The organism is Porphyromonas gulae, assembly GCF_000765945.1.
GTDB lineage: Bacteria > Bacteroidota > Bacteroidia > Bacteroidales > Porphyromonadaceae > Porphyromonas > Porphyromonas gulae.
Window position 1 is genome coordinate 15131 of sequence record NZ_JRAT01000003.1, and the last position, 13870, is coordinate 29000.

Sequence of the window (13870 nt, forward strand, 5' to 3'; positions counted from 1 at the left end):
ATGAGCCATGGGGCATTGCTTCGTGGCTCGCTCTTCCCCATGGTTCTCAGACGATTAATCACTTGTACGGATAGCCTTTGTATCCGCCGAGAAGGTTGTAAACAAAATAGCCTCTACGCAAAAGAATATCGGCAGCTTTGGCACTTCGTCCTCCGCTCCGGCAGTAAATGGCTACGGGACGAGCCTTGTCCAACTCCTGATCGGCCTGCTCCTTGAAGTTACTGTCCGAGACGGACAATAGCTTGGCATTGGCAATATGACCCTGGGCATACTCTTCCGCAGTACGAACGTCGATCAATTGTATGGCGGGATCAGCCAATAATTCGCGGAAGCGATCGGCATTGACATTGTTCACGATCGACTTGTCCGCCGAGGTATCTGTCTGCGCTGCATTTTTGCAGGCACAACCAAAGAAAGAAACGAAAGACATAAACAGTATCGCAAGAGTTAGTTTTTGTTTCATTCGAATGGGATAGTTTTTGTATTGAGTGACGAAGAATTATGGAGCTAAGCGGTGAACAGACCAAGAACCATCGGGCTGGAGTTCGTACAGGAAGCGATCGTGCAAGCGACTTTCGCGCCCTTGCCAAAATTCTATTCGTATCGGTTTTACGGCAAAGCCTCCCCAAGTGTCAGGACGTGGCACAGTGCGACCGGCATATTTGAGCGACTCTTTCATGAACTCCTGTACGATGAAAGAACGTCCCGGTATGGGACGACTCTGTGGTGAAATGCGTGCCCCTACCCGACTTTTGTACGGGCGTGTGGCAAAGTAAGCATCGCTAAGCTCCGGCTCCAAAATGCGTACATCCCCCTCCACATGTATCTGACGCTCCAGTTCATGCCAGAGGAATGTGAGACAGACGTGCGGATTGGCAGCCATTTGCTGTCCCTTGCGACTCTCATAGTTGCTGTAGAAGATAAATTCGTTGTTCATAAACTCCTTCAGCAAAACGGTACGCGTACTGGGACGGCCGTCAGGAGTAGCTGTCCCGACGATAACGGCTGTAGGCTCATATGTCTTGGCTTCGACCGCATCTTGCAGCCATCTGGTGACAAGGTCGAAAGGAGTAGGTGTCAGGTCGCTGGCGGAAAGGCTTCGTTTGTCGTATTCCCGCCGGATATTTTCGAAATGTAAATCCATGCTTTTGTGGTTTTTATTGTCCGGACAAAGTTATGCCATTTGAATTGTCGTTCCAAAAAAGCCATGAATCACCGACAGCAGGCCACAAGGACAAGTCCATCACCCTACTATTCTACGATAGACAAGTGGGACAGACGGCTCCTATCGGGCAAGCCTTTTCCTTGATCAGGGAATACCGACAGCAGGGGAAGAGAAGACCATTTCGAGCAATTCCTCACGTGGTCTATCCAACAAAATCTTTGCCTCCTCTAAGGCAAAATTTTCTATCGATTCATCCTCAGAATAGCCTTGGGAGAGAGCTTGCAACAAGCTATCGGCTTCGGCCTGCCTCCCCAGAAGCTTCAGGTTCCCTGCTCTACTCGTGACTAAAGCAATATATGTATTTGATTCGGGAGTGATCGAATCGGACATAACCCTGTATAGCCGATCCGCTTCTTCATACTTGAGCATCGCTCGCCGTATATCTTTCGAGTAGCGTTCATAGCAAGCTCCAAGCATCGTTTTGGTATAGGGATCCCGGGGTCTGATCCTTTCCATCTCTTTCATAGCAGAAAAGAGACCTTCTATCTGTCCGACCTTTCGCAAGAAAGCGGCCTTATTCCGGTACGCGATGTAGTAATCGGGATCGATAGCCGTAGCCTCGTCAAGCAGTCGAATGGCTCTCACGACTTCGATCGAATCCCCAAGCAATGCCATCCTTACGGCACTGTCGTTCAGGATAATAGCCTCTTCTCTACCCTTTCCTTCTCCTCTTTGGGTTTGACAAGCAGAGAATGGCAGGAGGAAAACAAATAACAGATAGACGAGTTTTCTCATTCTCAATGGATATATCAGAACCGAACAATCATTATATCGAGCTGAGTTTGCCTCAACTCCGGAGCACAAAACTACAGATTATCTCTTCTCAAGAGATAAGATAAAAGACTTTTTTCCAAGCACTTGTATTGTCACTCAAACGGATTCTTGCCAAGAGGAAAGAAGATGAAACCATTGGAAGGGATCCACTTATTTGCGGGTTTCCGATTGGGGTCTTATAGCCTCTGTTTCAGGGATGTAGATGCTGCCGATAGCAAGGGTCTAAAGGGGGCTAAACCAAAGTATATAGTTTGGCTTTGTCAAAGTATATAGTTTGGTTCGACCAAAGTATATAGTTCGGTTGAACCAAACTATATAGTTTAGTTTGACCAAACTATATAGTTTGATCGGGGCATGTTTTTAGCTTGGGCAAACCGGGGTTTTAGGAGGCCGATGCATCACAGCATATAGAGCAGGAGGATGACGGCCAGATTCAATGCTATAATAAGGCCAAAGCCTCTCCACGTCCATTTGGTGGTCTCGGGCGTGCTCCACACTTTCGTGTATGCGGCTTTCAGGATATTGTTGCTGGTCATGACCTGCATGGTGGCGATCAGGATCATCGTGGACGTAATCTCATAATGCCCCTGGAAGAGGTTCAGCAGGAAGGGGGTAATATCCGTGAACCCGACGATAAAGGAGAGTGTAGTCAATCCGGCCGATCCGAACTGCGTGATCATGAATTGCGTTAGTGCCGAGAAAACCAAATAAAGGATGGCAAAAACCAAAGCGACCTTAAACTCCAACGGATTATCGTTGGCAGCATCAAGCATGTCGAGGGTTTTGGCCTTTTCCCCTTTTTTATAAAGAAGATAACCCACAGCAGCTGAGACAAGGAAGAGGAGCAAGAAATAATGCCATGAGCTGAGGGCAAGGCTTTGATTGAAGATAAAGAGCAGGATATATACGCGGAAATACATCATGGCGGAAGCGATAATGATGGATCCGGCATACATGCGAGGGCTGTGCTTGCCCTCCTTGCTTTGCTTGGCCAAAATGACTGTTGTGACCATACTGCTGTAAAGGCCTCCGAGCACTCCCGAAAGGATCAGACCGGCCTTGGGAAACATATACCGGCGAAGCAGGTAACTGAAGTACGATACCGCAGAAACCACAACAACGGCCAGCCAGATTCGATAAGGAGAGACGGGAAGCAAAGCCGAAATCTCCTGATCCGGCAGCATGGGTAAGACTATAAAGGCAATGATAATGAACTTGGCCAGCGTGATAAACTCATTCTCCCCTACCTGTGCACTGAAGTTCTGGAGTGGCTTTTTGATCTCGGCAAAGATCAAAACCACGACGAAAACAAGAAGAGCTATCCAAAGAGGACAACGCTCTATGACAAGGGGGAAGGTATAGACCAAAAGTCCCAGCATCACAGTCGTCAGTCCATACTGTCCCTCTTCGCGGATTCTCATCACATAGAAGATCATCATGAAACAGGCAATGACGATAAAACCTATGAGAAACGGCCACATCTCCTCTTTCGATGGGAGCAGGAGGATATAGCCCAATAACCCGAAAAAGGTGAAAGTGCGGTCTGTTCCGAAAATCCTCTTCTCCGTATTGGCCTTACTTTGCTTGTGCTGCTCCATCCCCATACTGAAAGAAAAAAGTATGACGAGCATGAAGTTGATAAACTCTTTCGGTATCGATTGCCAAAGTTCCATAGCGAGTGATCCAATTTTATTATTTCCAAAGGTATATAAAACCCCTTATGCTACGGCATGGTGAAGCCTAAAGACAGACACTAATCCGTGTGAATTTGGAGCGACAGAGTCCTTTCATTGCTTGTTCAGATGATGCAGATCCGGAATGCGAGAGGATGAATTCTTTTCGTCAAAGGGGCATTTTGCCTTAGACTATTCTCCTCCCTCTTTATGAAAAAGGGAAGGTTCTCCTACTGTAGTACAAGGCAGATTTCTGGCCGTATTATCCCTACTCTCGTAAAATAAAAGGACTCCGGCCAGATCAATTCTTATGCGGACTACAAAGTATTATTCCTTCTCATGTAAAATAAAAAGCCCTGCTCCCAAAAGGGAACAGGGCTACAAACAGTAAGAAATACAATAAGGTATTACATCCCTATGTATGGCTTAGTAGAAACGGGCACGGTTGTCTGTGACAGGCACCTGGTCAAGCATTTTGCGGAATGCACGGTACGCTGTCTGCTGACCGAGGGCACGACGTTTTTGAGCTACCTGAGCTTCTACACTCTGACCGGCAGCTTTTTCATTTTGCGTCAAAGGCTTTACTACCATCACGTAGTTGCGAGCAGCAAAAGGTTCGGACAGCTTAGTCAGCGGCGTAGACATGGAATATCCGGCCAATTCGGCTGCTTCACCTCCACGCGGAGAGTAGCTGATTCCCGCAAGCGTGTCGATTTTTGTGTTCATCGCAGAAGCATAGGCTTCGAGATTGTCCAATTTCTTGGCTTTCAGATCAGCCACCAGTTTCTCGCCTTGCTTTTCGACACGCAGCTGATTAGCAATTTGCTCTTTGATCTTGTCCATAGGACGATAGCCGGAGGGGATCTGCTCTTTTACGGCAGCAATCACCAAATAATCGGTACCGCAACGGAAGATCTTTTCGTTTACCTCATCCTTCTCTGCTTTGAGAGCCCAGCTAACGATCTCACGAGAGGAGGGGATATTGCCTACGTGATCCGAGAATACCGTCACTTCGGCATTTTCCTCTATACTCAAGCCCTTGCTGCGTGCCTGTTCCGCGAGTTTGGAGAAAGGATTGCCGGAGTTCAACATCTCGTTCAGCTCCGCAAACTTTTTATTGTATGTCTCATCAGAGAAGTTAGCATCTACTCCGATATAGGCAATTCTGTATTTTTCTACAGCCGGCTTGGGATTGAATGCCTTAGCCAGGAAAACGAACTTGTCCTGATTCATTTTGATCACTCTATTTACCGGAACGCTGAAAAGAGTGTCGAGGCGCAGCTGCTGAGCCATAGCCTCAGTAATGGCACTATCCGGCATTTGGGTGAACTGATTGGGGAATGTCAATACACCCCCTACTTCGCGAGAGCTGGGATCTGCACTGAATGTACGAGCCGCAGCAGCGAAGTCACCGCCTGCATTCAGCGCATCGCAAAGGCTATCGGCCTTAGACAGATTGGCAGAGTCCAGTGCAATGACCGCTATATTGAGCGACTCGAAGCCGGACTTTTTAGCCACTAATTTTACCAAAGAATAATGGTTATTCTCCAACATCGGCACATTAACCTCACCCGGTGTCGTGGTCTTGATAAATTCGGTGATGTTTGCACCAAGATTCATACGATCGAGTTCGGCAGAAGTCAGGAAGGAGGGAGATACGAACTTATCCGAATAGTTGCGGGCAAGAGCTTCCATATCGCTTTGCTGTTGCATCTCGGTGCGTACCTTCTGCATCTCCACTTCTGCATTAGCCATGTCCTGAGCACTCGGTACTACTTGAGAGCTGATATATTGGACGATGGTAGAGGGATATTTCTGCACGAAGAACTCTTTGTGCTCATTATAGTATTTTTTGATCTCCTCGTCTGTTGCACGAATAGAAGTATCGCCAAGCACCGATATAGGAGCTTGTGCTACGGCTATTTCGCGGCTGGGGACTCCCGCTTCGTATTTGGCGTCAATATCATTAATGGCATAAGATCGGGTTAGCAGGGCTCCCAACTTTTCCTGCATACGCGTATCTGCGATTTGCTTTTCCACGTTCTGCCACTCGCTTTGGATTTCGTACAAATAACCTTGCTGGTCGGCAGGGAGAGTTTTAATCTGTTTTTCGCTGATTTGATTGAGAAAATCGTTCACAGCAGCCTTGTCTGAACTATTGATGCCAAATTGAGAGAAAAACTGTTGGGCGAACATCGAGGGCTGAACACCATCGCCGATAATCAAAGCCAATAACTCCTCAGGACTTACCTTAAGGCCCAACTTCTCAGCTTGCTGCCGGAGTACATAATCTTGTACATACTGCTGTGCCAGCTGATTGTTCAGAGAAGCACGCTGTTCGTCGGTGATCTTTGTTCCGTTGCGTTCGGCGCGTTTCTCCATCACTTTGAGACGCTGTTGATAATCGTAGATTTTGATTTTCTCTCCGTTAATGTCCAAGACTACTTCTTGACTCTGACGGAAGAAAGTAGATCCGGATCGGAGAAAGTCTCCGATAATAAAGGCAAAAAGAGCCACACCCACCACTACGATGAGTAAACCGGCTTTACCCCTAATTTTCTCTAATGTCGCCATTTTGTTATTATGTTTTCTATTTATTATGCACTATTAAGAATGTGTTTATTAAGCCACAAAGATACAAACCGACTTCAAAATGCCAAGCCTTTCAATTGATTGTTTTTTAGTTCGATTGGTCGTCGATGGACATTTTTACCAGTTCGATCTTCGTAGAAGAGGATCTAAGAATAGTAAAAGTATAAGAGCCGATCTCCACGACTTCGTTGGTCATCGGGATGCTCTGATGGGTATTCAGAATAAATCCGGCCACGGTAAGGTAGTCGTCAGACTCAGGCAGGGACAAGCCAAAACGCTCGTTTACATCATCTATTTCCATACGACCGCTAAACAGATAGGTATGGGGAGCGAGCTGTTTGGCTATGATCTTACGCGTGTCGTGTTCGTCCTCTATGTCACCGAAAATCTCTTCTACCAGATCTTCCAAAGTGACCATCCCGGCCGTGCCTCCCAGTTCGTCGATGACGATCGCAATGCTCTTCTTGCGCTGCATGAGTAGGCGCATCAGTTTATTGGCATACATACTTTCGGGTACGAAGACAGTAGTATTGATACGCTTCTGCCAGTCCTGCCCACGAAACATTTCGCTCGAATGAATATATCCCACTACGTCGTCGATATTCTGCCTGTAAATGATGATCTTGGAGAGACCTGTATCAATAAAAGTTTTTTTGAGTACCTCGATGTCCGTTTGAAGTTCACATGCGATCATTTCGTTGCGCGGGATCATGCAGTCACGTACCTGAATACCGGAAAAATCCAAAGCATTCTGGATGATTTTCACTTCGGTAGTCAAGTCGTTCTGTTCGTTTTCTCCGGACATGTTTTCAGCCAAATAATGATCGAGGTCTACACGCCCCAACCCTACTGTTGTAGGCACATAATTCTTGTCTACCAGACGAATAAAAGAGCGAGATAAACCGGTGAAGAGTTTAGACAGAGGATAAAGCAGATAATAGATGGCCACGATAGGGAGAGCAAATACCCTCATCATCATATTGGCATTGGTCTTGAAAATGGCTTTGGGTAGAAATTCCCCGGTAAACAGTATGACGATAGTGGATAAGACAGATTGGAGAATGACGATCATAGCATCGTTATCAATCCATTGTGTCAAAGGTGCAGCCAGCAATCCTGCCATCAGCAGACCATAGACCACCAAAACGATATTATTACCTACAAGAAGGGTGGTCACCAGTTGGTCAGGATGTCGATACAGCAAGTTCAATGCTCTGCCCGTGAGATCGCCTTTATTCCTGTCCAACTCAAGACGCAGTTTGTCCGAAGAAAGGAACGCAATCTCAGCACCGGAAAAAAAGCCGGAGAGTAAAAGTGTAATCAGTATGTACAGGTAATTCATTTTTGCTCTTTGGTGGTTGGAGAGGCCGATGGTCTCGGCATGAAAGGAGAAGTGGTAGGCCTTGCCGTCCGATCTCCTCTATGAATCGGTATAGTGTCGGCAGATTTGTCCTCCTCTTCACTCACATAGTAGTCACCGGAATGATTGAATATGGTGTACTCACCCATATCTTGAGTTGCGGTGAAAGATGTTCCTCGGAGTATTTTGTCGGGGCTTTGAATGTAGACCGTATCATCGGAATAAACGATGGCGTTCTTCTTATCCCATATAAATCGGGGGGAATGGAAGTTCTCATCATTCATATTGCGGATATGTGCATGACCAATGAGAATAAAGCGATCTTCATCGATCATATAATAGGCAGTATCCGCCACGATAGTGGCTAAGATGTGATTCAGGGTGTCGAAGCGTTCTACATAGATTCCATGGGGAAATAGCCAGTGAGGTTTTTCACCCCTGTCATATATGAACCAATCTTTGGTTTTCATCCTGAACTGTACCAATCCGGAATCGGATATTAACGTATTGACATCAGTCGTGTGCATCGAATAGGCCGAATCCAGATTTAGGTCATGTTTGAACACCTCTGTTTTACCCCTCCGGCAAGCGGCGAAAGATAAGAAACAGAAAAACACAACGACTGCTTCCAACAGAAGCAGTGTTGTGTTCTTGATAGTTGTTATTCGTTGGCCGGGGTCCATGCGCAAACGAATTTGCGTACCGGAATGGAATTAGCGAATGACAGTAGATTCGCCGATCCATCCTCCGACAAAGAGGCTCTTACCTTTTTCCAAATCCGGATGCATAAACACATCGGCCGGTGAAGGGAAGTTGCGGCTATACTGACTGATCAGACGATTGGCTCTGGGAGCACAAGAAGGATCGATACTCTTGGCACGCTGGAGCTTGTCCACTGCCAAGAAATATACACAGCGTGCCTTGATGGCATCACCGGGGAAGACAGTATTGGCCGTTGCTGCATACATCTGGGCAATCAGGATAAGAGCATCGCCCATCGCAGGATCTTCGGCAAGAGCTTTGTTACAATACGAACGTGCCGTAGAGTAACTCCCCTGCTTCATGGCCAACAGACCCAACGTATAGTTGCAGGCTGCACGGTCTTTGGCATTCTTACTCAGTTCGATAGCCTTTTGGAGATAGTCGCTGGCCTCATTGTATCGATTTCCTTCCATTGCTTCTTTGGCAAGACCCATAGCTGCTATAGCTGAGGGCTGTACGGCAAAGAGGTATTTATTGGCTTGGAAATAAAGTGGGTGAGTCTCACAATCAGAAGCATGGAACATACCGAGCATATTCTTCAAGAAAGTCGTATCCGTCTTGTTCTCCTCCAGCTTATCACCATACATTTTCACCAAAGTATTACAGTCTGCAAGACCACTCTGAGCAAAGAGTTCGTCGATCTGGGTCTTGAGCGGCTGAATAAATTCTTTGCCCTGCTCATCCACTACCTCCAACTGCTTTTCCATAGCCTGGGATGCAAACGTATAATCCTTAATATAGGTTTCATGCCATGCCTCATTTCTGATGGCTTTGTTCAGAGAAGAGTAGGCATAATAGAATAAAGCACGAGGCGTAGCATTCTCTCCATGCTGATCGATGGTCGGCTTGATCCATTCATAAACCTTGTCATAATCCGTTTTATCGCCCATGTATTGCATGTAGTCCGACACCTTGCTGGCCATTATATAGTCCGTTCCATACTTGGGATCCTCTCCGAAGTATTTGGCGCGGTCATCATACAGCTTTAGAATTTTATCGATGATCTGCTGACGTTTGGCCGGATCCTGTTCGTTTTGTAAGCGCCATTCGCTAATCTTCACACCGTAGATATAGATATTCTTCGTGGAAGCCGGGCACTCCTCATAGGCTTTCTCCCAAAAATCGTAAGCGTCCTTGTAATTACCCGTTTTCGCATAAGAGGTAAAGAGACTTATGTTTTGGCGACAGCGGATACTGTCTTCTCCACTACCGAATGGGGTATTTGTTTGGGCTCCGGTTTGAGCAAAAGCAGTGCTTGCGGTAAAAAGCAATGCTGCCGTTGCAAACAAATTTCTTGCGTTCATTTTCTTCTTTATTCTTTTAATGTCCAACATTTTTCCTTCTATTAGTTCAGTTTCAGCTTTTTAAACCATGACTCGTTGAACGTGAGGCCGAAGGTCAATTTCAGAGCATTTTCTTTGATCATACCCTCCTTCGGGATCAACCGGTCATATTCAAGAGAGACATTTACGAACGAACGTCTGTCATTGAGCGGGATACCTATACCGAATACAGCACCTACGATATGGTATCCTTGATACACACCGCCTTTAGTCGGCACTTTCAGGTAAGAATTTTCACCATGTACACCGAAGCGATAGCGAACTTTAGGCCACATCCCAACGGCATTTATATCCGGTATGATCTCTCCGCCGAGAGATACCCGTATTCTATCTTGGAATTTGCAATCGGATTTATAAAACTTCTCACCTTTCCATTTACTATATTGGACGTCTGCTCCTAAGAGAAGTTTATCTTTCTTTTCATAAGAAAAACCTATACCCAATGTGTGAGGCAGGGTATAGTAGTCCGTGCCTTTGATATATTCTTGCGTTTCGCTCTCCACTACTACACCGTTCTGAACCTGATTCTTAATCTGAGTCAGCTCGCTATGCATCTTCACCCGTGGAGAATAGACGGCACCGATAACGAGCGAACGATCTGCTTTGAGAGGAAGATGATACTGCACACCGAAGTCGAACTTGGCAGCCTTCAAATACAGTGTCGAGAGATGTACGGGATTGTAAGGAGCCTCCGTGGAGAAGATAACCTGCCTGCTGTGAGTGAATCGTCCAAAAAGGAATGAAGCATTGGCTCCTATTGAGAAGTTTTTGAACGGAGTTGCACCTATACCGACATAGAGGTCGTTCAGATTGCCTGTTCCCAGATATTTACGGGTGTACTGGACGCTACCTCCTTCTACTTGATCAACGGATCCGAACTGGTACCCGGATGCAGAGTAAGGAAGCACTCCCGCACTCATAGCAATGGATTTGGAAATAGGGAAAAGCATGGCGAAATACTCAATGTTTCCCATTTTCCTATTGTCCTTTTTTCCGTTCTCGGCATACCATGTAATTCCGGTAGATGCACCGAAATCGAAGATAAATGTCATTGAGTCCACAGCCGAATATGAAGCAGGATTCACGGCATTGACATATGTGCCCTGACGCAGACCTACGCCGAGTCCTCCCATGGAATGTCCACTAATAGTCGTCCGTTCTCCGAGACGACCAAGACCAAAACGAGTGTAAGGCGACTCGGTAAAGTTGTTGTTCTGAGCCTGTATACCGTCTGCTGCAAATAGCAACCCAATGATCAGGATACACCACCGAAGCGACGCATACAAACCCTTATAATCTTTATACATTATATTCTAAAATTCTATTTAGGCCCAAAAGTACTAAATCGGGATGAATTAGTATTCTGCTTTTTATAATCTGTGCCAAATAGTTGGCATCTCCTCCGGTCAGTATAACGGCAGACCGCCCTACTTTAGCGTGCAGATCGTCAATATATCTGTCTATCTCCCCTGCCAGTCCATGAATTACTCCGGCCGCGATAGCTTCTTCGGTCGAGGAGCCATACTCGGCTATTTTCGGAGAGATACCGGAAGGATCGATCAAGGGAAGCCTCCCTGTAAAGTGATGAAGAGCCCTGAAGCGCAAGTGGAGACCGGGTGATATATTGCCACCGAGATAGATCCCATCAGCAGATACTCGTTCATAGGTGATAGCAGTACCGGCGTCGATCACCAGCAATTCAGTATTCGGATAGAGACTATAGGCTCCTACCACTGCAGCCAGCCGGTCGGCACCCAAAGTGCGGCGATCGTATTGCAGGCGAATGGGTACGGGTGTCTCAGCTCCCATAATTAAGGAATCAGCTGCACAGCCTCTCACAATGGCTTCGGCATCTTCGTCAGGAAGCCCCACGGATGAGTAGATAGCCTTATCGAAACGGTGGGGAGCGATGAGGGGTATGAGTGCCTGTCCGGCTTTTCCCTGCAGGAAGGAAATGCTCTCTATGCTGTTATTTCGGACGAAAGCAACCTTACAGGCAGAATTGCCTTGATCGACGATCAGATTGAAGGACATGGCTTTGGGGAGGGGAATCGGAATTATTCTGATTACTCAGATCGCTAATAGCGGATGGTGCGCGACTCGCCATGCAATAGATCCATTAGGAGGAGACGGCCGCTGAGAGTTTCTTCGGTGGGCCGTCCTAAGAGGATTTTGATGGCTTCGGCCGCCATCATAGACCCAACGGCACCGGGCAAGGCTCCGATAACGGCGGGGGGTACTTCCTCGGAAGCTGCTTCGCCGGAGGGAAAAAGATCCGGATAACGTACCGGATGGCCATAACCGAAGACAGTGGATTGTCCACTCCACCCGGCAATGCTGCCATACACCCAAGGGATTCCGAGTGCAAGAGAAGTACGATCTATCAAGTAGCGCGTCGCGGCGTTGTCCGAAGCATCGATAATAAGGTTGCACTCGCCGGCCAACATCTCGGCATTCAGCTCTGTAAATCTTTCGGTGAAGGCTTCCAATCGGCAATCGCTATTCATCGCCTGCAAACGAGCTACAGCCATAATGGCTTTAGGCTGTTCCAAATCGGTTTCGGAATAGAGCACTTGACGCTGGAGATTGCTGATGCCGACACGATCATCATCGACAACGCTGATATGCCCCACACCTGCAGCACAGAGATATTGCAGGACCGGGCAACCAAGGCCTCCGGCCCCTATGACAAGGACATGCGAGCTACCTAATCGCTGCTGTCCGTCGGCTCCCACTTCGGGAAGAGCCGTTTGACGAGCGTAACGTTCGGAAAAGTTTTGTTTCATAACCAAATGAATCGGACGGAGGAAACGCCGGAGGGAAAAACCATTGTGCAGGCTTTCCCTCCAAGCTTTCAAACCATTCTCTATCAATGATCGTAAGAAAGGAAAGAATAGATCGTCATTTGTTTTGTGCGATGACTATTCAGCCCAAAGAGCAGCCAAATGGCAAATCGTGTCCACCGCCCGTTGCATGGAATCGAGCGAGCAGTATTCGAACTTGCCGTGGAAGTTCATCCCACCGGCAAATATATTCGGGCACGGGAGTCCCATATAAGAGAGTCTGGCTCCGTCCGTACCGCCGCGAATAGGCTGTACCTTGGCCGTTACACCGGCAAGCTTCATGGCAGCGATGGCTTTTTCGATAATCTCAGGATGAGGCTCCACCATCTCCCGCATATTGTAATACTGGTCTTTGAGTTCGAGCGAAACGATGTCGGAACCGTACTTGCGGTTGATGTAGGCTACGGCAGCCTTGATCAGCTCTTTTTTCTCTTCAAAGAGTTTGCGATCATGATCGCGAATGATATAAGACACCGACGCTTTCTCTACCGAACCGTTGATGCCGATAAGGTGGAAAAATCCTTCGTAGCCGGCAGTAGCCTCCGGTCGCATGGCCTCGGGCAGAAGAGCATGCAGATCGCATACCACTTGCAGCGAATTGATCATCTTGCCCTTGGCATATCCGGGGTGGATATTGCGGCCGTTTACGGTCAGTTTGGCCGAAGCAGCATTGAAGTTCTCATACTCCAGCTCTCCTTCTATACTGCCGTCCATCGTGTAGGCGAACTTGGCACCGAACCGCTCGACATTGAAGTGATCCACCCCCCGACCGATTTCCTCGTCGGGAGTAAATCCGATGCGAATCTTGCCATGCTTGATTTCGGGATGCGCGAGCAGATACTCCGCAGCCGTCATGATTTCGGCCACACCGGCTTTGTCGTCGGCACCGAGCAGGGTAGTACCGTCCGTAGTGATCAGTGTATGTCCTTTGAAGAACGCCAACTCGGGGAAATCCGCCACACGCATTGTCAGTTCCTCGTTCAGACGGATGTCGCCGCCGTTATAGTTCTCGATGATTTGCGGCTTCACGTCCTTGCCGCTCATGTCGGGAGCCGTATCCACGTGCGCAATGAATCCGATCACGGGCGCATGCTCACAGCCCGGAGTGGCAGGGATGCTGCCCATGACATAGCCGTACTCGTCCATTTCGACCTCGGACAGGCCGAGGGCTTTCATCTCTTCGGCCAAATGACGCAGCAGCACCAGCTGCTTGTCCGTGGAGGGGAAAGTGGTGGAGGATTCGTCGCTCTGCGTATCGAAGCCTACATATTGGAGAAATCTTTCTTTCAGTTTCATAT

The 13870-nt window shown here is 47.6% G+C and carries 12 protein-coding genes; all 12 read right to left on the bottom strand.

What is annotated here, in order from left to right; genetic code table 11:
• Positions 1-58: 58 nt before the first annotated feature.
• The 12 genes from HQ49_RS01305 to pepT all read right to left on the bottom strand — a co-directional run bounded on the left by HQ49_RS01305 (position 59) and on the right by pepT (position 13868).
• Entirely contained in the window at positions 59-463 is a 405-nt protein-coding gene (locus HQ49_RS01305) for a rhodanese-like domain-containing protein (RefSeq protein ID WP_039418001.1), read from the bottom strand.
• Positions 464-499: 36 nt separating this feature from the next.
• Positions 500-1144, bottom strand: a complete 645-nt coding sequence (pdxH, locus tag HQ49_RS01310) for a pyridoxamine 5'-phosphate oxidase (RefSeq protein ID WP_039418002.1) — start codon at positions 1142-1144, stop codon at positions 500-502.
• A 165-nt stretch (positions 1145-1309) separates the two neighbouring features.
• Entirely contained in the window at positions 1310-1960 is a 651-nt protein-coding gene (locus tag HQ49_RS11620; protein ID WP_052073408.1) for a hypothetical protein, read from the bottom strand.
• 437 nt (positions 1961-2397) lie between these two features.
• Positions 2398-3672 carry an MgtC/SapB family protein gene (locus tag HQ49_RS01320; RefSeq protein WP_039418003.1) on the bottom strand — a complete coding sequence of 425 codons (1275 nt, stop codon included), beginning with the start codon at positions 3670-3672 and terminating at the stop codon, positions 2398-2400.
• Positions 3673-4098: 426 nt separating this feature from the next.
• Positions 4099-6246 (bottom strand): peptidylprolyl isomerase, encoded by a 2148-nt coding sequence (locus HQ49_RS01325; RefSeq protein WP_039418004.1) that lies wholly within the window; start codon positions 6244-6246, stop codon positions 4099-4101.
• A 106-nt stretch (positions 6247-6352) separates the two neighbouring features.
• Positions 6353-7606, bottom strand: coding sequence for a hemolysin family protein (locus HQ49_RS01330; RefSeq protein WP_018965821.1), 1254 nt, complete (start codon positions 7604-7606; stop codon positions 6353-6355).
• Complete coding sequence (lptC, locus tag HQ49_RS01335; RefSeq protein ID WP_039418006.1) at positions 7603-8307, bottom strand: LPS export ABC transporter periplasmic protein LptC; 705 nt, start codon at positions 8305-8307, stop codon at positions 7603-7605. Before lptC ends, HQ49_RS01330 begins: the two co-directional genes overlap by 4 nt.
• Before the next feature lie 30 nt (positions 8308-8337).
• Complete coding sequence (locus HQ49_RS01340) at positions 8338-9690, bottom strand: tetratricopeptide repeat protein (protein ID WP_026292329.1); 1353 nt, start codon at positions 9688-9690, stop codon at positions 8338-8340.
• A gap of 41 nt (positions 9691-9731) precedes the next feature.
• Positions 9732-11036 carry a hypothetical protein gene (locus HQ49_RS01345; protein WP_039418007.1) on the bottom strand — a complete coding sequence of 435 codons (1305 nt, stop codon included), beginning with the start codon at positions 11034-11036 and terminating at the stop codon, positions 9732-9734.
• Positions 11029-11763, bottom strand: a complete 735-nt coding sequence (locus HQ49_RS01350) for a type III pantothenate kinase (protein WP_039418008.1) — start codon at positions 11761-11763, stop codon at positions 11029-11031. Before HQ49_RS01350 ends, HQ49_RS01345 begins: the two co-directional genes overlap by 8 nt.
• A gap of 44 nt (positions 11764-11807) precedes the next feature.
• Positions 11808-12515: a HesA/MoeB/ThiF family protein gene (locus HQ49_RS01355; RefSeq protein ID WP_052073410.1), complete on the bottom strand. Its 708-nt coding sequence runs from the start codon at positions 12513-12515 to the stop codon at positions 11808-11810.
• 135 nt (positions 12516-12650) lie between these two features.
• On the bottom strand, positions 12651-13868 hold the full coding sequence (gene pepT / locus HQ49_RS01360) for a peptidase T (protein WP_039418011.1): 1218 nt from the start codon (positions 13866-13868) through the stop codon (positions 12651-12653).
• Positions 13869-13870 lie beyond the last annotated feature (2 nt).